Origin of the sequence: Larkinella humicola, from assembly GCF_008727875.1 — a bacterium.
Classification (GTDB): domain Bacteria; phylum Bacteroidota; class Bacteroidia; order Cytophagales; family Spirosomataceae; genus Larkinella; species Larkinella humicola.
Genome location: NZ_VTWS01000008.1, coordinates 252,331 through 273,410 on the forward strand (window position 1 = coordinate 252,331; position 21,080 = coordinate 273,410).

At 53.3% G+C, this 21,080-nt stretch carries 12 protein-coding genes; all 12 read left to right on the top strand.

What is annotated here, in order from left to right:
• Positions 1-5: 5 nt before the first annotated feature.
• On the top strand, positions 6-1,499 hold the full coding sequence (locus tag F0P93_RS26445) for a RagB/SusD family nutrient uptake outer membrane protein (RefSeq protein WP_150880729.1): 1,494 nt from the start codon (positions 6-8) through the stop codon (positions 1,497-1,499).
• Positions 1,500-1,623: 124 nt separating this feature from the next.
• The gene (locus F0P93_RS26450; RefSeq protein ID WP_225309652.1) at positions 1,624-3,984 is read left to right on the top strand and encodes a DUF1549 domain-containing protein; all 2,361 of its coding nucleotides are present in this window, start codon (positions 1,624-1,626) and stop codon (positions 3,982-3,984) included.
• 55 nt (positions 3,985-4,039) lie between these two features.
• Positions 4,040-5,473, top strand: a complete 1,434-nt coding sequence (locus F0P93_RS26455; RefSeq protein WP_150880730.1) for a DUF1501 domain-containing protein — start codon at positions 4,040-4,042, stop codon at positions 5,471-5,473.
• A gap of 400 nt (positions 5,474-5,873) precedes the next feature.
• The gene (locus F0P93_RS26460; RefSeq protein WP_150880731.1) at positions 5,874-9,074 is read left to right on the top strand and encodes a SusC/RagA family TonB-linked outer membrane protein; all 3,201 of its coding nucleotides are present in this window, start codon (positions 5,874-5,876) and stop codon (positions 9,072-9,074) included.
• Between the two features lie 41 nt (positions 9,075-9,115).
• Entirely contained in the window at positions 9,116-10,624 is a 1,509-nt protein-coding gene (locus F0P93_RS26465; protein WP_150880732.1) for a RagB/SusD family nutrient uptake outer membrane protein, read from the top strand.
• 314 nt (positions 10,625-10,938) lie between these two features.
• Positions 10,939-13,632: a c-type cytochrome gene (locus tag F0P93_RS26470; RefSeq protein WP_150880733.1), complete on the top strand. Its 2,694-nt coding sequence runs from the start codon at positions 10,939-10,941 to the stop codon at positions 13,630-13,632.
• A 111-nt stretch (positions 13,633-13,743) separates the two neighbouring features.
• Positions 13,744-14,532 carry a 3-keto-disaccharide hydrolase gene (locus tag F0P93_RS26475; RefSeq protein ID WP_150880734.1) on the top strand — a complete coding sequence of 263 codons (789 nt, stop codon included), beginning with the start codon at positions 13,744-13,746 and terminating at the stop codon, positions 14,530-14,532.
• Between the two features lie 125 nt (positions 14,533-14,657).
• Entirely contained in the window at positions 14,658-15,713 is a 1,056-nt protein-coding gene (locus F0P93_RS26480) for an aldose 1-epimerase family protein (RefSeq protein ID WP_150880735.1), read from the top strand.
• A 29-nt stretch (positions 15,714-15,742) separates the two neighbouring features.
• Positions 15,743-16,966, top strand: a complete 1,224-nt coding sequence (locus F0P93_RS26485) for a class I mannose-6-phosphate isomerase (RefSeq protein WP_150880736.1) — start codon at positions 15,743-15,745, stop codon at positions 16,964-16,966.
• Between the two features lie 124 nt (positions 16,967-17,090).
• Entirely contained in the window at positions 17,091-18,122 is a 1,032-nt protein-coding gene (locus tag F0P93_RS26490; protein ID WP_150880737.1) for a sugar phosphate isomerase/epimerase family protein, read from the top strand.
• A 124-nt stretch (positions 18,123-18,246) separates the two neighbouring features.
• Positions 18,247-19,410 (top strand): Gfo/Idh/MocA family protein, encoded by a 1,164-nt coding sequence (locus F0P93_RS26495; protein WP_150880738.1) that lies wholly within the window; start codon positions 18,247-18,249, stop codon positions 19,408-19,410.
• Positions 19,411-19,581: 171 nt separating this feature from the next.
• Complete coding sequence (locus F0P93_RS26500) at positions 19,582-21,072, top strand: sugar ABC transporter ATP-binding protein (protein ID WP_150880739.1); 1,491 nt, start codon at positions 19,582-19,584, stop codon at positions 21,070-21,072.
• The last annotated feature ends 8 nt before the right edge of the window (positions 21,073-21,080 follow it).

Here is a 21,080-nt window from a genome sequence, read left to right on the forward strand (position 1 = left end):
CAGACATGAAAAAAATAACCGCTATAGGTACGCTGCTTTTTTGTCTTGCCCAGTTTTCGTGCAAAGATGATATGCTGGTCACCACCGACCCGACCCGGATTGGTACGGACCTTTTTTACAAGAATGAAACCCAGTTGCTGCAGGCACTGAATGGCGTATATGGTCAGCTACAGACCATTACCGGCTCGGCCTACATTTTTCAGGAGTTTCCGTCGGACAATACGACCCTCGATTTCAACCCGCTCGACCGCGGGGGAGCGGCTGGCTGGGAGGCTTTTGAGTTTTCGACCGTTAACCAGGGAAATGGTGAAATTGCGAACGTCTGGAACCAGTATTATTCCATGATGTACAACATCAACTATGCGCTGGAAAAAATGGAGGGGAGCACGGTCGATGCAGCCGTAAAAGGTCCAATTGAAGGCCAGTTGAAGTTCATTCGGGCCTACGGTTACTTCAATATGGTTCAGTATTTTGGTGATGTTGTGCTGGTTACGAAGACGCTGGCCAATCCGGATCCCGCTTTTGATCTCACCCGTTCTCCGCAGGCTGAAGTCTGGGCACAGGTTGAAAAAGATCTGAAAGAAGCCGTTGCGCTGCTACCAGCTACGTACCCGGCAAACCAGTTGGGACGGGTGACTAAAGGGGCCGCCCTGAGCCTGCTGGGCAAATCGTATCTGACGCAGAAGAAATACGCCGATGCCGTTACTACCCTGAAGCAGGTCACCGGGTACACTTTGAACCCGCTTTATGCCGACAATTTCAACCCGGCGAAGAAAAATGGCCCCGAATCCATCTTTGAGATTCAGTATCAGGGCGGCAATGACCTTGGCGAGCAAAGTAACTTCGCGTACCTGTTTGCCCCCCGGCTGTCGGCCGGTGCCGTGACCGGTTTTGCCAACACCACGCCGAGTGGCCGGAACATTCCGACCAACGACATGATTGCGGCCTATGAAACCGGCGACTTGCGCAAAGATGTTTCGCTGAAAACCAGCTATACCTTGAATGGCACTGTGGTCCCAATCCCATACATCATTAAGTTCACTTACCCCCACACGATTACGGGCCGGACGGACAACAACTGGCCGGTGTTGCGGTATGCCGACGTGCTGCTGATGCTGGCAGAGTCAATCAACGAAGCCACCGGTCCATCGGCGGAAGCGTTCGATTACCTGAACCAGGTGCGCAAGCGGGCGGGTCTGGCGGCCAAAACCGGTCTGGATAAGGTTGCACTCCGTGACGCGATCATGAAAGAACGCCGGGTGGAACTGGCGTTTGAAAATCACCGCTGGTTTGATTTGCGGAGAACGAAAACCCCGGCCGAATTAACCGCTTTCATGAACGCCTATGGCGCGAAAGAAAAAGCAAAACCGACCGTCGACCGGGGTGGTATTGCCTTCAACGCGCTGGATTATGTGTATACGGACAACGAATATTACCTTCCGATTCCGGCTCCACAAATTCTGATTAGCAGCAAATTGACCCAAAATCCCGGCTACTAAAGGAAAGTGCAGGATAGTTAATCGTAAAAAATGCACCTTATTGGATGGATTAATGTTAAATTAGGATTGATCCATGCAGTGAGGTGCATTTCCTATAAACCCGTCAACTAATCCCTATTACAAAGTGACCATTTTGACAGAATCCTTTTGGCTTTGGCAGTTTCTGGGTCGTCTGCATCCGTTGATCGTCCACTTTCCGGTCGGTTTGCTCTGCGTGGCCCTGTTGTTGGAAATCATTGGCTGGTCCCGCAAATCCAACGATATGCGCGCCGGTATTACGGCCCTGGTCTGGATCGGTGCCATCAGTTCGGTAGTAGCCGCGGTCCTGGGGCTCATTTTAATTAATCAGGAAGAATACGGCGGAGACACCGTCACCATTCACCAGTGGTCGGGACTTACCACCATGGCCCTGGCCATTGTGACCGGATTTGCGCTCCGTTCGGGCCGTCTGGCGCTGTACCGGAGTCTGTTGTTTCTGACGGTTTTTGGCGTCAGCATCGCCGGCCATTATGGGGCCTTACTGACCCACGGCGAAGACTATTTGACCAGCGTTCTGCCTTTCGGTAAAGATGCGAAAGCCCCTTCGACCACCGACCCGAATCTGGCCTTCATCAGCAATACCACTCAACCGCTTACCGACAAACAGATCGAGGACCTGAACCTGGAAGTCCGGTCGATTCTCGCTCACAATTGCTACAGTTGCCACAGTGCCACCAAAACCAAAGGAGAGCTGCGGCTGGATAAGAAAGAATTGCTCTTCAAAGGGGGCGAAAACGGCGTCATTCTGAAAGCCGGTCACCCCGAAGACAGCGACATGATCCGGCGGGTGAAACTGCCGGCTGGCCACGACGACGCCATGCCAACCAAAGGCAAGCGACTGACGGACAAAGAAATAGCAATCCTCGAATTCTGGATCAAACAAGGCGCCCCCTGGCCCAGCGGTGCCGAAAAAAGCATTTACCGCGTGGCCGCTCTGGAACCCCGGATGCCCGCAATTCCGGCCGCTACCGGCGATCTGATCAACCCGGTCGACCGGTTTGTCAACGTTTACTTCCAGAAGAACAAAGTGGCCTGGAAAACCGTCGTCGACGACCGAACCTACCTGCGCCGGGTGTATCTGGACGTGGTTGGTTTGCTGCCGACGCCCGATAAAATTGCCTCGTTTACGGCGGATACCCGCCCGAACAAGCGGGAAATTCTGGTGACCGAACTGCTGAACCGCAACGAAGATTACGCCCAGCACTGGATCACGTTCTGGAATGATGCGCTGCGCAATGACTATTCCGGAACCGGTTACATCACCAAAGGACGCTTCGACATTACGAAGTGGCTCTATAGTTCCCTCAAAACGAATAAACCGTACAACCAGTTTGTGCGCGAGCTGATCAGCCCGACGGAAGAATCGGCGGGCTTTATCAAAGGCATCAAATGGCGCGGAACGATCAACTCGAGCCAGAGCACCGAAATGCAGGCGGCTCAGAACGTGTCGCAGGTGCTGCTGGGACTGAATCTGAAGTGCGCTTCGTGCCACGACAGCTTCATCAGCGACTGGAAACTGGCCGACGCCTACGCTTTCGCCAATGTGTTTTCCGACACCACCCTGGAAATTCACCGTTGCGACAAGCCGACGGGCAAAATGGCCAGCACGGGTATTCTGTTCAAAGAGCTGGGGACCATCAACGGGAAAGCCCCCACCGAGCAGCGGCTCCGCGAACTGGCCGAGTTTATGGTGCAGCCGAAAGATGGCCGACTCTACCGGACGCTCGTGAACCGGATTTGGGCGCAGTTGATGGGCCGCGGTCTGGTCGAACCGGTCGATATGATGGACAATGAACCGTGGAGTCAGGATTTGCTGGACTGGCTGGCGTCTGATTTTGCAGCCAACGGTTACGACATCAAGCGATTGATGACCACCATTCTGACCTCGAAAACCTACCAGTTGCCATCCATCAGCGTGAAAGATCCGGCTCTGCTCACAGCGCCGACCTTCGTGTTCGAAGGCATGGTGCGCCGTCGGCTTTCGGCCGAGCAGTTTGCCGACGCCGTCAGCATTGCCTTTAACCCGGTTTACGGGGATTCTTCGCTGGCTACCAAGCTTTTACCGGAAACCATCAAACAGGAAATTCCCTTCCCGCGGGCGTCTCTGGTGAAAAACGACCCCTTCCTGACCGCTTTGGGACGACCCAACCGCGAAACCGTCAGCACCAGCCGGACCTCGCAGGCCAATTTGTTGCAGGCATTGGAGCTGACCAACGGGGCCAAGTTCAACGACGCCCTGAAAAAAGGCGCGCAGATCTGGAAAGCCAAATATCCTTCGTCGGACCTGATCGTGAAAGAACTCTATCGAAACGCTCTGGGACGTGAACCACAACCGAAGGAGTTGGCCGTTGCCGAGAAAATTGTCGGCAAAACCCCCAGTATCGAAGGCATCCAGGATCTGGTCTGGGCCATTAGCTTACACCCTGAATTTCAGTTGATCAATTAAAAATCACGAAACCTGTTAGGTCTTGGAGACCTAACAGGTTTTAAAATAGAACACCATGAAGAACAGTTGGAACAGACGGGAATTTCTGCAACGCGCCAGTGCCGCTACGATGGCCGCGTTGGCGGCAGGGGCTCCCATGGCAAGCCTCCTGTCAGGCTGTAAAACCAAGAAAATCGGCCAAACCGACGGAACCGCCGACACGGTTATTCTGCTTTGGATGGCTGGCGGCATGGCCCATACCGAAACGTTTGATCCGAAGCGGTATACGCCTTACGAAAAAGATATGGAGGGCAACCGGGTGCTGAGTACGTTCAAATCGGTTCCTACGGTTTTGGACGGCATTCATTTTTCGGAAGGTCTCCAGTCCATCGGCAACGTCATGGACAAAGGGACGCTGATTCGCTCGTATGTCTCGGCCGACCTGGGACATATTCTGCACTCGCGTCACCAGTACCACTGGCACACCTGCTACGAACCGCCCCAAACCGTGGCGGCTCCGCACATCGGCTCCTGGATTGCCAAAGAGCTGGGGCCCAAAAACCCGGTGATTCCGGCCTTCATCGACATCGGCCAGCGGTTTACGGTGGGCGAAGCGGAAGAACTGAAGGCATTTCATACCGCCGGTTTTCTGGGCAATGAATTTGGCCCCTTCTTCATTCCTGACCCCAGCCAGGGGCTGGAAAGCGTCCGGCCACCGGTGGGCATGAACGCCAGCCGGTTCGAGCGTCGCAACCAGCTCTACAACGATCTGGTGAGCAACAGTCCGATTGGTGAATTTGGTAGTGATTACCAGAAAGAATCGCTCAAGCGGTCGATGGAACAGGCCTATATGCTCCTGAATTCACCGGAAGCCAAGGCGTTCGACCTGAGCACCGAGCCGAAAGAAAGTTATGACATTTACAATACCGGCAAGTTTGGGCTGGGGTGTCTGCTGGCACGTCGGCTGACGGAACAAGGTGCCCGGTTCATCAGTGTAACGACCGAATACGAACCCTTTAAAGGGTTCGACACGCACGAAAACGGCCACACCCGGATGGTCGATATGAAGAAAATGATCGATGGGCCTATTGCCCAACTCATCAAGGATCTGGATAAAACCGGGCATCTGGACCGGACGATGGTGATTCTGGCCAGCGAGTTCAGCCGCGACATGATGGTAGAAGGCCGCCCCGGCGAAAAAGTGAAGGAACAAGTAAATCAGCCGGACATTCTCTCCGACATGAAATTCTACGGGATGCACCGCCACTTTACCGACGGAGCTTCCGTGCTCATGTTTGGCGGGGGCATCAAGCGGGGGTTTGCGTATGGAAAAACCGCCGATGAACGGCCCTGCAAAAGCATTGAGAACCCGGTCAAAATTGACGGTATCCACCAGACTATTTACCACGCATTGGGCATCTCACCGGATACCCAGTATGAAATTGAAAAACGGCCTTTCTACACAACGCCTGACGGAAAAGGGAAAGCCGTTATGGAATTACTAGCCTGATTCACACCATTCGTTTGTCCTGCTCCCAACGCGTTGGGAGCAGGACAAAAAATCCCCCCAGCTAAAAAAACAGGCTTTTTTACTCAAAACAGTAGAGTAAAGGATAGTCATTGACTTGCCTTTTTGTTAATTGAACTAATTTTATAAATACTTGCAATTTGCTCATTCAATTAATTGGATCATAGTGATTTTTCCACGTGATTTATTAATCCGAAGCAAGACCATCCCTGTAACCTGAAATGTACATTTAACCACTTATCACCATGTGTTAATCAAAACCCGTTAGAAAAACCTATGATGCTGAGTCGTCATGGTTTCAGCGACCGGATCGATGCTTGACGAGAGCATCTTTTTTGAACCCTGGGACTTCAAGATCCCTAAACCTTCCAACATCTCTATTATGAAAAAACGCATTACCTCATTGGGCAACTCCCAACGCTATGCAAAACAGCTCCTGGTACCGTGCCTGTTCGCAAGCTTATTCACCACTCCCGCGTGGGCCAATACCGACGGGAATAAAAATGGCCTGGAAAACAGGGCAACGTTAAACCGGGCTGTTCTCGTGGCTGATGTTACCGGCAAGGTAACCGATGAAGCCGGCACCGGTTTACCGGGTGTCAACGTTGTGGTAAAGGGTTCCAGCTCCGGAACGACCACCGACGCGGAAGGCCGATTCAGAATCTCCGTACCGGGCGAAAGAGCCGTTCTGGTATTCAGTTCGGTGGGGTATCTGAAACAGGAAATCACCGTAGGAAGCCAGACCAGCCTGACCATTAAACTGGTTCCGGACGATCAGACACTGTCGGAAGTCGTCGTCGTGGGGTATGGTAGTCAGTTGAAAAAAGAAGTAACCGGTGCTGTTCAGACGGTTTCGGCCAAAGAACTGAAAGACATCCCGGTTTCGCAGGTCACTCAAAAATTGCAGGGTCGTCTGGCCGGGGTACAAATCAACCAGACCACCGGTAAACCCGGACAGGGGATGTCGGTTCGGATTCGGGGGCAATTGTCGGTTTCGGCCGGTAGTGACCCGCTGTATGTCGTCGACGGTTTCCCGATTACCGGTAGCATTGGCGCCATCAACCCGGATGAAATCGAAGACATTACGGTATTGAAGGATGCGTCGTCTACGTCCCTGTATGGGTCCCGGGCCGCCAACGGCGTGGTGCTGATCACGACCAAACGCGGAAAAGCCGGGCAGACCAACGTGAGTTTCAGTGCTTTTTATGGGATGCAGCAGGTACCGGAAAAAGGCCGGGTAAAAATGCTGAATGCCGTTGAATTTGCGCAGTTTAAGAAGGAATTCTACGAAGACCAGAACCAGGCGGTTCCGACCGAATTTCAGAATCCGTCGCAATACGAAGGAAAGGACAACGACTGGTATGGTGCCTTGCTGCGGAAAGCCCCCATTCAAAGCTACAACCTGAGCATTTCGGCCAACACGGAAAAATCCAGAACGTCCATCGTTGGCGGTATTTTCAACCAGGAGGGTGTGGTGCTCAACAACAAGTACCAGCGGTATTCACTCCGGATGAATACGGATTATGACATCTCCGAAAAAGTCCGGGTGGGCTTCAACGTGGCCCCGCAGTATGTGTTCGACAACACGCCCCGAACCGACGGCGACCGCGGAACCGGTATTCTGTTCAACGCCCTGCATACCTGGCCGGTGATGCCGATTTACGATGCCAACGGCGATCTGACCAAATTCAATCAGTTTCCGGGCAGCACGGGTAACATTTTTGCCTACCCGAACTGGGTACGCGCTGCGGAAGAACTGGTCAACGAAACCAAACAGACCAAGCTGCTGAGCAATGCGTATATTCAGTATAGTCCGATCAAAGGCCTGAACCTCAAATCGACCATCAACGTCGAATTTGAAAACAACAAGTTTTTCTTCTTCAACCCGTCGACGGCCACCAGCGCCATCAACGTTCCGATTCCGACCACCGCCGTTTCGATCCGGCAGAGTCTGGAAAACGTAGGCTGGCTGAACGAAAATACGGCGACTTACTCCCGGAATTTTGGCGATCACAGCTTTGAGTTGCTGGGCGGTTTTACCAACCAGCGGTATCGCCAGGAGTTCTCACGGGTTCAGGCCGACACCTACGCCGACGACCGGCTACCAACGATTCAGGGTGCCCTCAACATCAACCGGGGCGGAACGATCAATGGGGTGAACGAATGGACACTGACTTCTTATCTGTCGCGCCTGTCGTATAATTTTAAAGGGAAATACCTGTTTACGGCAGCTATTCGGAGCGATGGTTCTTCCCGGTTTGGGACCGCCAACCGCTGGGGTACGTTCCCATCCGTTTCGGCGGGCTGGGTTATCTCGGACGAAGATTTCCTGAAAAGTACACCACAGGTGTCCTTTGCCAAACTGCGGGCCAGCTACGGGGTAATCGGTAACAACAACATCGGTAACTACACCCAGTATGCGCTGGTGAACAACACCACCAATGCGGTTTTTGGAAGTACCGTTGCCACGGGTGCTGTTGTTACATCCCTGGCAAACAATAACTTAGGCTGGGAAACAACCAAACAATTCGATTTGGGCTTAGACTTGGGTCTGTTCAACGACCGGGTTCAGTTTACGTACGATTACTACACGAAACGGACAACCAACTTGTTGTATGCCGTTCAAATTCCGCAGGAAGCCGGTTTCGGCAACTTCAACGACAACATTGGCGAGATTAAATTCTGGGGCCATGAATTTGCGTTGACCACCCGGAACACGGAAGGAAAACTGAAATGGACGACCAACGCCAACATCTCGTTCAACCGCAACAAGGTGGTAGAACTGGCTCCGGGCATCGACCGGGTCTACGGTAGCTTCCACATCACACAGGTAGGGCAGCCCTTCGGTCAGTTTTATGGACTGGAAAAACTGGGGTATTACACGAGTGCAGAAGAACTCGCCAACTCCCCCATCATTCCGGGCCGCTCGGCAATCGGTACCATTAAAATGCGGGATGTGAACGGCGATGGCGTCATTACCTACGGCGGTGATGCGGATGACCGGACCATCATCGGTACGCCATTTCCGAAATTCACCTACGGGATCACGAACAACCTGACCTACGGCAACTGGGATTTCTCCATCGTCGGTTCCGGTTCGTATGGCAACCAGCTCTGGGTTCGTCACCTCTACAGTACGGCCAACCTGGACGGCGTTTTCAACATGGTAGCGGGGGTTAAAGACCGCTTCCGGGTAAAGAACGACCCCATTACCAACAAGGCAACCACGGTCATTACGCAGGGGAACGGTCAGTTTGGCGCCACCAATAACGGAGGAAACTTCACCGGTATCGAGCGCGACTGGAACAGCACGCAATTCCTGGCGGATGCTTCGTTTTTCACGATCAAAAACATTACCCTCGGCTACAACATTGGCGCGGTCAACAAATTCTTCAAGTCGGCCCGTCTCTATGCTTCGGTTCAGCAGGTGTATGTATTCACGAAGTATACGGGTGGACCGAACCCCGAAACCAGCGCCCAGGGCGACGGAAACGGCGACGGTGGTAACTTGAGCCAGGGAGTTGACTTCTCCAACTACCCGGTTCCACGTACCTATACACTCGGTGTCAATCTGAATTTCTAAGCCAGAACGAAGGGAATTAAACTCATTTAATGTTGATCAGAATGAAAACAAACCATATAGCAGCCTGGCTTTTAGCGATTGCTCTGGCGGGTTGCAAAGGAGATTTTTTAAGCGTAGTGCCCGAAACCGCTCTGAGTTCGGCCACCTTTTTCATCAAAGAAGCCGACTTCCAGCAGGCCGTAAACGGCGCCTACGTACCCCTCCGCCAGATGTTCAACGAACGGGCGTGGGTTCTGGAAGAAATGCACTCCGACAATACCTACTACGGCCGTAATACACTGTACGGGGCGGTCGATCCGACGGAAAACGTAGCCGACTTTGCCGTTCCGACGGCCAACGGGGTGACGGCCAATGACAACGTTCTGGTGCAATACCGTCTGAACTATCAGATCATTGCCCGGACCAACCAGATCCTGACCACGATCGACGCGGTGAATTTCGCGGCCGAGTCCAAGAACAACCTGAAAGGCCAGGCGTATTTCCTCCGGGCCTTTGCCTACTTTGATCTGGTTCGTTTGTTCGGCAAAGTGCCCCTGCACCTGACCCCGGTTACGGGTCGTGAGGATGCCGCGTTGCCGCTGGCAACCACTGATCAGCTCTACGCGCAGGTTGAGAAAGATGCCACGGAAGCCAGCAAACTGTTGCTCAACAAGGCTAAACAGGAAGCAGGACGGGCCACGTCGGGAGCGGCCAAAACGCTGTTGGCCAACCTCTACATTACCCAGAAAAAATGGGCCCAGGCTGAAGCATTGCTGAAAGACGTGATTACCAACGACGGGTATTCGCTGATGCCGGATTACAACAACGCCTTTGCGTTTACGGCGACCAACAAAAACAACGCGGAATCGGTTTTTGAAGTCCAGTATATGGAAGGATCGGCGGGTTATAACGGCAACCAGATTTACCGGTTTATCCCCTCCCCCATCACAGCCGATGAGATTCGGCCCATCACCGGCACCTCGAACGCACAGCCGACGTCTCAGGAAAGCAATAACATTCCGACCCCGGATCTGATTGCGGCTTATGAAGTGGGTGACAAACGGAAAGACATCTCCATCGGCTACGTAACGTTGAGCCAGAGTTTGCGGGAGAACAAAACGTATCCATATATCAAGAAATACGCCCGGACCCACTCGCTGCACAACAATACGGGTCAGAACTGGCCGGTGTATCGCTACGCAGAAGTGCTGCTGTTCATGGCCGAAGCCCTGAACGAACAAGCCAAAACCGCCGATGCGGCCGTTTACCTCAATCAGGTGCGCACCCGGGCGGGGCTGGCGGCAACAACCGCCAATTCGCAAACCGCCATGCGGGAAGCCATTTTCAAGGAGAGACGCGTTGAATTGGCCTTCGAAAACAAACGGTGGTTCGACCTGACCCGGACGGGGCGGGTGAAAGAGATCATCGGCGCATACGGTGCGCGGGTGAAAGCCAATCCGCAGGATTATTATTTCCCGAAAGGAGCCGTTCCTCCTCCAAATGCCTTCACGGTTTTGGATGATTATTACGGTCTGCCGGCAGTTGAATCGGCGTTGACGCCCAATTTTTAAGGTTCCTTATCCGACCGGTTTCGTCGCTGAAACCGGTCGGATGGTTCAATTTACCCATGACCCGAGTTTTCAGTGTGCTTTCTTTTTTATTCAATCAGTAAGAAGGCTTTTCTTTTACCTTATTATACCACGGTTTAGCCGCCGGGAATACGTTCAACGCCAAACCCAACTAACCCGGAGCCGCAAGGCCCATTTTATCCAGTCAGCAGTATCGTATAGAATTGAACCATCTCGCAGAACTGACACCCTACTCAACGGCTTTGCCCGACGTCCGGGTCGACAAGCATTTTTTACTGTATAAACCCTAATTACTTATGTTTTCTACGTACAGATCGGTCAAGTTAATTCTATCGGTCTCGGCACTTGCTCTAGTGGGCGTTTCGTGGGTCGGTTTAAACTACCCGGAAACGAACCGGCAGGGGGCCGAAAGTCCGAAGGTCGACAAACTAAAACTACTGCCCGGTTTCAAGGCAGAACATTTGTACAGCCCTTCCGAAAATAACCAGGGTTCCTGGGTTTCGATGACATTCGACGACAAAGGGCGTATGATCACTTCCGATCAATATGGTGGACTTTTCCGGCTCAAAATTCCGGCAATCGGTTCCGGTTCAACCAAACCAACCGTCGAAAAGCTCAGCGTTAGCAAGGATACATTAGGAATGGGTTATGCTCAGGGGTTGCTGTATGCGTTCAATAGCCTCTATGTCATGGTCAACAACCGGTCAAACCCCCGTTTTCCCAAATCCAGCGGTTTATACCGCCTGCAGGATACCGACAACGACGATCAATTCGACAAGGTAACCTTGCTGAGAGAATTGAAAGGGGAAGGCGAACACGGTCCGCACAGCATCGTGTTGTCACCCGATAAAAAATCACTGATTGTGGTGGCAGGTAACCACACCGACGTCCCCCCGATGGATGCGTATCGGCTTCCTTCCAACTGGAAGGAGGACAACCTGTTTCCGCTCATCAAGGACCCACGCGGCCACGCCAACGACCGGATGGCCCCCGGCGGCTGGGTTGCCACAACCGACCCCGAAGGCAAGCGCTGGGAACTGCTCGGCGCCGGTTTCCGGAACGAGTTTGATGTGGCATTTAACGAAAACGGTGATATGTTCACCTACGATTCGGACATGGAGTGGGATTTTGGCACGCCCTGGTATCGCCCGACCCGGATTTGCCACGTTCCCAGTGGGGCCGAATTTGGCTGGCGCACCGGGAACAGCAAATGGTTACCCGGCAATCCGGACAACTTACCGCCCTTGCTGAACATTGGTCAGGGTTCGCCGACCAACGTGTTCTACGGAGCGAATGCGAAGTTTCCCCAAAAATACCGCCAGTCCCTGTATGCGTTTGACTGGAGTTTCGGGATCATCTATTCCATCCACCTGAAACCGAAAGGTGCAACCTACGAGGGCGAGCGGGAAGAATTTATCTCGGGCTCGCCACTTCCACTCACGGATGGCTCGATTGGCCCCGATGGTGCCATGTATTTTCTGGTGGGCGGTCGCCGGCTGGAGTCCGATCTGTACCGGGTTTATTACAACGGTTCTGAATCCACTTCGACCACCCCGCTGACACCAACCGTTACGGCGGAGCATAAGCTCCGGACCAGTCTGGAACAATACCACCTGGAACCCAACCCGGCAGCACTGGCAGCCGCCTGGCCCCACCTGAGCCACCCGGACCGGTTTGTTCGCTATGCTGCCCGGATTGCGGTTGAACACCAGCCCGTAGCCCAATGGCAGGAAAAAGCCCTCAGCGAAACCAACCCGCAACGGGCCACGCAGGCCATTGTTGCTCTGGCGCGGCAAGGCAGTGAATCCGCCAAAAGCGGAGCCATCAATACCTTGTTGAAAATTAACTTCGCTCAACTTCCGGAGTCGCAACAATTTGACGTTCTGCGGGCATTTGAATTGATTTTCCTGCGGATGGGTGCGCCGGCCGATGCCGACAAGGCCAAAGTCATTGCGTATCTGAATCCTCATTATCCGGCCAAAACCGCTTTGATGAACCGGGGTTTGAGTAAGGTATTAATTTACCTGGAAGCACCGGGCGTAGTTGCCAAAACCCTGGCGTTGATGGACAAAAAAGACGAGCCGGGTATGGCCGACCTCAATCTGACCCCGGCGACGGCCTCTTCGGACCTCATTCTGCGCAACCCCCAATACGGATTGGATATTGCCAAAATGCTGGAAAAAGTACCACCGTTGCAACAGACCTATTATGCTGTCATGTTGAGCCGCCAGGAAACCGGCTGGACTCCTGAACTGCGGAACAAGTATTTCACGTGGTTTGGCAATGCCTTCAAATACCAGGGCGGTCGCAGCTACGTAGGCTTTATCGACCGGGCCCGGAAACTGGCGCTGGCACATGTTCCCAAAGATCAGTTCGACAAATACAACAAAATGTCGGGAGCAGATTTGCTAACGACAAACGGAAATGATCTGGCAATGGGCTACGCTCCGAAAGGACCGGGTCGGCGCTGGCAGCTCGACGACGCCGTTGCGGCTGTTGGGACGGAATTGACGGGACGGAATTTCGAAGAAGGCAAAAAAATCTATGGTGCTATTCTGTGCAGCCGTTGCCATTCCATCCAGGGGGCAGGGGGTGACATCGGCCCGGATCTGACGCAACTCGGCACCCGGTTTTCGAACAAGGACATGCTGGAAGCGATCATCAACCCGAATAAAGCGGTTTCCGATCAGTATGCATCCACGATCTATTACCTGAAAAACGGACAGTCGGTATTGGGTCGGCAGCTTTCGGAAGACAAGGTGAATTACACCATCTCGCAGAACCCGTTTGCACCGGATCAAACCCGGAAAATTCCGAAGAAAGACGTTACCTCCACCAAGTATTCCACCGAATCGGTCATGTTACCGGGTCTGATCAACAGTTTGAACCCCGAGGAACTGAAAGACTTGATGGCGTATCTGAAAGCCGGTGGCAATCCCGAAAACCCCGTCTACAAAGGCGGAACCGGAGCCACAAAAGGAGATAAGTAAATAATTGCCCCGTTCCCCTAAAGGGGACTTCTGCATCCGGATTTATCTGTATCCAAGTCTCTTTCAGGAGAATGGGGCATTCGTTGTTCAAGTGTAAAAATTAAAAATGCGATGTTGAAAAAAGCAAAGTATAGCTTCCTTCCAGTTGGATTTCTCCTGGTGGCCGTCCTAACCGGCGGTTTGACCACCGGCTGCGTAGGGCAAACGAAGAAAGAAAAGAAAGAGGGTTTCGTAAAAATATTCGACGGAAAATCCCTGAAGGGCTGGGATGGCGATCCGGTTTACTGGAAAGCCGAAAACGGCAATCTGGTGGGGGAAATCACGCCAACCACCCTCCTGAAAACCAACTCATTCATCATCTGGAAAGGCGGTCAACCGGCCGACTTTGAACTGAAAGGCGAATTCAACATCACCGAAAGCGGCAACTCCGGCATCAATTACCGCAGTGAGCAACTAACCGACATTCCGTTTGCCCTGCGGGGGTATCAGGCCGACATCGACGGTGCCAGCCGCTACACCGGCCAGAATTACGAAGAACGCAAACGGACAACGCTGGCGTATCGCGGTCAGAAAACCACCATCAAGCCCTACACCGGCCCCGCAACGCCGGAAGGAATTCGGTCCAACGTCAGCAAAAATGCCTGGAATGGCCTGACCGTAACCGGTTCACTGGGTAGTTCTGACTCCTTAAAGGCTTTTATTAAGAAGGAAGACTGGAACACGTTCCACCTGATCGTGAAAGGAAATAAACTGCAGCATTACATCAACGGGATTCTGATGAGTGAAGTGACGGACGAAGATACTGTCAACGGAGCCGCTAAAGGCCTCTTGGGTGTTCAGGTACACGTCGGACCGCCCATGAAGGTGCAATACCGCAACCTAATGCTGAAGCAGTTGTAAATAATTGGTATCCGGTTTACGGTATTCGGTTTACGGTGCGGTTCCCCGCCGGGACTGACACGAGCGAAAAGCATGCGTCAGCCCACTGTAAACTGAATACCGTAAATCGTAAACGATACGTAGTTTTGACATCACCAAACTGGCATAAAAAACTTTCTCATCCGGCCCAATGGGGAGGCATCGAAACCGCCGTGCTTGACAACGGCGCCGGACGAGGCACCCGAGTTGCCTGGATCAATACTGGCACCGGACTCCGTTACAAAGTGGTGATCGACCGGGCAATGGACATCGCCGACGCGTTTTACAACCAGCACGGTCTGGCCTGGCTGAGTCATTCCGGGATCACCCCCCCGCAACCGTTTTCGGACAAAGGCATCGACTGGCTCCGCACGTTCAACGGCGGCTTGCTCACCACCTGCGGCCTCACGCACGTGGGTGGCCCCGAATCGGATGCCTACGGCGAACGCGGTCTGCATGGTGAAATCAGCAACATTCCCGCCGAAATCGTTTCCATCATTCAGCCCGACCCCGCCCTGGGGAAGCTGGACATGAGCATTACGGGCATCATTCGGCAAACGCGGGTTTTCGGCCCCAGCCTCGAACTCCGGCGCACGATTTCGGGAACGCTCGGCCAGCCGACAATCCGGATTCACGACGAAGTGATCAACCGGGCTAACACCCCGGCCCCGCACATGCTGCTGTACCATTTCAATTTCGGCTGGCCGCTGGTCGATGAAGGTACGGAACTAGTGTGGCAGGGGTCGTGGCAACCCCGCCACCCGGATCAGGAATACAAAATTTTCGTAGAAGGCAACGACTTCAAAAAATGCCCGGCCCCACTGGACGACCACAGCGGTTTTGGTGAGGAAGTCGCCCTCATCGACCCTACGCCGGACGCCGATGGCTGGTGTACCACCGGGCTCTACAACGCCCAACTCGGTTTTGCCCTGTCGATGCGGTTTCAGAAGGCGCAATTGCCCTGGCTGACCAACTGGCAACACTGGGGCGCGGGTGAATACGTAACGGGCATCGAACCGGGAACCCACACGCCCATGGGACAGGCCAAAGCCCGGGAGTTGAACGAACTCATCTTTCTGGCACCGGGCGAAAGCCGCCAGTATGAAGTCGAACTGTCCATTTTAACCGAACAGGACTCCATCACGCGTTTTTTAGGAAAATAAGTTTAGGTAGATTAAAAAGTGATCCTTTCATGGAAACAACCGAAAAAGTGAGTGTAGCTCAAAAAGCATTAGAACAGGGACAAGGCATTCTGCGGCTGGCTCCGACCTGGGTGCCGCGGTCTTTCTGCGTACCCGGACGCCGGATCAAGTTGCACCCCGATGATTATTACGTGCTGGGCGGTGAACGCGGTGGCATCGACGAACGCTGGCTGTCCTCAACAACCCCCGCCAAAAACGGCCCGCTGACCGGCGAAAACGAAGGCTTGAGCCAGGTGGTGTATTCGGACGGAACCACCGAAGAGAAAATCTTGCTGAAAGATGCCATCGATGAGCTGAAAGGCGACCTGATTGGCGACCGGCTCTGGAACGAATACGGTGCGTGGCCGATGTATTCCAAGTTTTTCGATAACATGGGGCCACTCCCCCACCACCTCCACCACAACGACGAGCAGGCTGCGCTGATCGGTCAGTTGGGAAAACCGGAGGCCTATTATTTCCCCCCGCAACTGAACAACCACGGCGGTGATTTTCCGTATACATTCATCGGTATTGCCCCCGGCACCAGCAAGGAGCAGATCAAGGAATGCCTGCAGAATTTCACCAAAGGCGATAATAAAATCACGAATTATTCGATGGCGTACCGGCTCGAACCGGGAACCGGCTGGGATGTTCCGCCCGGACTGCTCCACGCACCGGGCAGTTTGTGTACCTACGAACCGCAGAAAGCATCGGACGTTTTCGCGATGTACCAGTCGCTGGTCAACGAAGCCATCATTCCGGAAGAACTGCTCTGGAACGGCACCCCAAAAGACCGCATCGGCGACTACGACCAACTGATGGAAGCCATCGACTGGGACCTGAACGTCGATCCGCAGATGATGGCCAACCGGTACATGGTTCCGAAACCGGTGAAAGATACCGCCGAAATGGAAGCCGAAGGCTACCGCGAAGTCTGGGTTTGCTACAAATCGGACGCGTTCAGTGCCAAGGAATTGACGGTATTACCGGGACAAACCGTAACCATCAAAGACAGCGCGGCTTACGGCATTATCGTGATGCAGGGACACGGCAAAATGGGCGTTTGGGACATCGAAACCCCGGCCCTGATCCGCTACGGCCAATTGACCAACGACGAGTTTTTCATCAGCGAAAAAGCGGCTGTCGAAGGCGTTACGATTGTCAACCCGTCGTCCACCGACCCCATCGTCATGCTGAAACACTTCGGCCCGGCGAATCCTGATCTAGTATTGTAGTTTACGGTTTTCAGTTTACGGTTTTCGGTGGCTACGCGCGCTCTGAATGCGTCAGCCACCGAAAACCGTAAACCGTAAACTAAAAACCGTAAACCGCATAAAAACCTTAAACCATATACCCTTCATGAGCACGAATAATTATCCTAAACTCCACAACGCCACCTGGCCTGGTGTTGTCGGAAAAGGACCGGATTCTGAACCCCTGATTCCAATCGACACGATGCTGGAACTGACAGCGGCTGCGGAAGTAGACGGAGTGAAGTTCGACGGCGTCGATGTCGGTCTTTTCGATCCCAGCATCGATATCAATGACCCGAAAGAGGGGGCTAAAAAACTAGCCGACAAAGTAGCCGCGCACGGTCTGGTGATCGGTTCGCTGGTGGCTCCCATCTGGGGAGGCCCGGTTTTGGGGACGAAAGAAGACCGCGCCGTTTTTGTCGACATGGTGCGCAAAGCCTGTCAATATGGTCAATACCTGAAAGAAATCGGCATTCGGCCTTATGGCGTCATTCGCATCGACTCCGCCAGCTCGCCCGAAGTCTGGGCGGCCGATCCGGTTGGAAACACCAAAATCATTGCCGAAACGTTCCGCGAAGCCTGCGATGTGGCGGCTGAATACGGCGAAAAACTGGCGGCTGAAGGCGAAATCTGCTGGGGCGGTATGCACAGCTGGCGGGCGATGCTTGACACGCTCGAAGCCGTCGATCGGCCCAACATGGGCTTTCAGGCCGATATGTCCCATACCTTCCTGTATCTGTTGGGCTACAACAGCCCGCAGGACCGGATTTTGCCTGCCGATTTTGAGTGGAGCGACCGGGCCACGCTGGAAGAAGGTCTGAAAAAACTGACCAACGCCCTGCGCCCCTGGACCATCGACTTCCACGTCGCGCAAAACGACGGAACCGTTCACGGAACCGGCTCGCACGACAAAACCGGTCGCCATTGCCTGGCTACCGACCCCAACGGCAAACTGGACATCGCCCACGACGCGGGCTACTGGCTGCGCGACGATACCGGTCAATTGACCAAAGCCTTCAAACACATCTGCTGGGATGGCTGTATGTTCCCGAACGAGGTTATGTATAAACAACAGACCTGGAACGACATCCTCGCGGCTTTGATTAAAGTCCGTAATCAGCACGGCTGGTCAGAATAGGGTTACGGTTTTCAGTTTACGGTTTTCGGTTGGCTGACGCCAGCTTTAACAGAATGCGTCAGCCAACCGAAAACCGTAAACTGAAAACCGTAAACGACAAACTCTAAAACCATAAACTGAACGAATGGCAACGAAAAAAGAACTCAGAATTGGATTGATCGGGACCGGTTTCATGGGCCGGACGCACTCCAACGGATATAATCGCGTACCCAATTTTTTCCCTGAACTGGAATACACCCCGGTTTTGAAGGCGGTTTGCTCGCGCAACGCCGAAAAAGTACAGGCTTTTGCCGATCAGTGGGGCTACGAATCCATCGAAACGGACTGGAAAGCCCTGATCGCCCGGAATGACATCGACGCGGTGGACATCTGTACACCGAACGACACCCACGCTGAAATTGCCATTGCTGCGGCTGCGGCAGGTAAAATGATTCTCTGCGAAAAACCGCTCTCCCGCAATCTGGCCGAAGGTGAACAGATGGTGGAAGCCGTTGACAAAGCCGGGGTTGCCAACACGGTTTGGTACAACTACCGTCGTCTGCCCGCCGTTTCGCTGGCCAAACAGATCGTGGCTTCCGGGAAACTGGGCCGGATTTTCCACTACCGCGCCAACTTTTTGCAGGACTGGACCATCAATGCCGACGTTCCACAGGGCGGCACCGGCACCTGGCGCATGGACCTGGAAGCCGCTGGTTCGGGCGTAACGGGTGATTTGCTGGCCCACTGCATCGACACGGCGATGTGGATCAACGGCGGCATTACGGATGTGTCGGCAGTAACGGAAACGTTTGTGAAAGAACGGATGCACGCCCTGACCGGGAAAGTGCAACCGGTTGGCATCGACGACGCCTGTATTTTTCACTGCCACTTCGAAAATGGTTCGCTGGGTTTGTTTGAATCGACCCGCTATGCCCGTGGTCATAAGGCGTTGTATACGCTTGAAATCAACGGTGAGCACGCGTCGATCCGTTGGGATTTGCATGACCTGAACCGCCTGGAATACTTTGATCACTCCGACGAGTCGATTGTGCGCGGCTGGCGTTCCATCCACGTCACAGACGGCGACCAACCCTACATGGACAAGTGGTGGGTGCCGGGTCTGGGCATTGGGTACGAACACGGTTTTGTGCACCAGGTGGCCGATTTCTTGAAAAGTTTAGAAACCGGTGAGCCTTGTTCACCCACCTTCAAAGACGCGCTGGAAACCCAGAAAGTGTGTGAAGCCGTGATCAATTCCGCCAAATCGAGAAGCTGGCAGGATACGGGCGTCGAATGGACGGAGAAATAACACGTATTTATAACAGCCCCCGGTTTTAACCAGGGGACCAATCACCGAATCATACCGTACAAACCAAACCGTTTTAACAGTTTCCGAATCATACCGGAAAACCGTTAAAACGGTTTTGATTTAGCCATTAGTTATCCCTCATTCCCACGGTTTAAACCGTGGGCTGTCGTTATGAATCCCTACTACATTCTCACCGTACGCGGATTGACCAAAACTTTTTCGGGCGTCAAAGCGCTGGATCAGGTGCAGTTGAACCTGCGGAAAGGCGAGGTTCATGCGTTGATGGGCGAAAATGGGGCCGGAAAATCCACCTTCATGAAGATTCTGATTGGGCTTCACACGCCCGATTCCGGGGAAATCGTCTTCGAAGGCAGCGAATTAAAAGCCAGTGATGTGAACGAGGTTCTGAAAAAAGGCATCTCGATGATTCACCAGGAGATTCTGATCGTTCCGGAACTGACCGTTGCCCAGAACATCTTTTTGGGCCGGGAATCGAACCGGGGCTTCTTTAGCTGGATCGACGAAAAAAAACTGAATCAAAAAGCCGGTGTTCTGCTGGAGCAAATGGGCGTCACGATTTCGCCCACGACCCCCATGAAATACCTCAGTGTTGCCGAAATGCAGATGGTTGAAATCGCCAAAGCCATTTCCAACGACGCCAAAGTGATTATCATGGACGAGCCGACCTCCGCGCTGTCCGACAAAGAAGTGGCTACCCTCTTCGGCATCATCCGGGATTTGAAGAAAAAAGGCGTCGCCATCATTTACATTTCCCACAAAATGGACGAAATATTTGAAATCTCCGACACCATAACGGTCTTGCGGGATGGCAACTACATCGACACCAAACCGGCCGCCGAGCTGGACACGCCAACGCTGATCAAGCTGATGGTGGGCCGGGAAATCGAGAACCTGTTTCCGGCTTCGGTTGCGCAGAAAGGCGCTGAAATTCTGTTAGTTAAAAACCTCAGCCGTGCCGGGAAATTTTCTAATATTACGTTTGCGGTTCACGCCGGGGAAGTGCTGGGTATCGCCGGTTTGATGGGCGCGGGCCGCACCGAAATTGCCCGTGCCATTTTTGGCCTGGACCCCGTTGACAGTGGTGAAGTATATTTGAAAGGAAATCAACTTATTATCAAGACTCCACAGGATGCCATTCGATCCGGCATTGGGTATGTTAGCGAAGATCGGAAAAAACTGGGGTTTATTCCCGGCATGTCGGTAAAGCACAACATGACGCTGGCGAGTCTGCCGAACCACGCCAAAGGCCTGTTTATTCAGGACAAAAGCGAGACGGCAACGGCGGCCCAAATGATCGCTGACCTGCGGATCAAAACCGCCGGAGCGGATCAGAAAGTGACATTTCTGAGTGGTGGAAACCAGCAGAAAGTTGTGATTGGAAAGGTATTGCTGGCGTCACCGGACCTGGTTATTCTGGATGAACCGACACGCGGAATTGACGTGGGGGCCAAGTTTGAAATTTATAAATTGATTAATCGGCTGGTTTCCGATGGCATTGCCGTGATCATGATTTCGTCCGAATTGCCCGAAATTCTGGGCCTGAGTGACCGGATTCTGGTGCTGTCGAAAGGAAAACAAACCGCTTTACTGACCAAGGCAGAAGCGACGCAGGAGACCATCCTGCAGTACGCCGTGCATTGAATCATTAC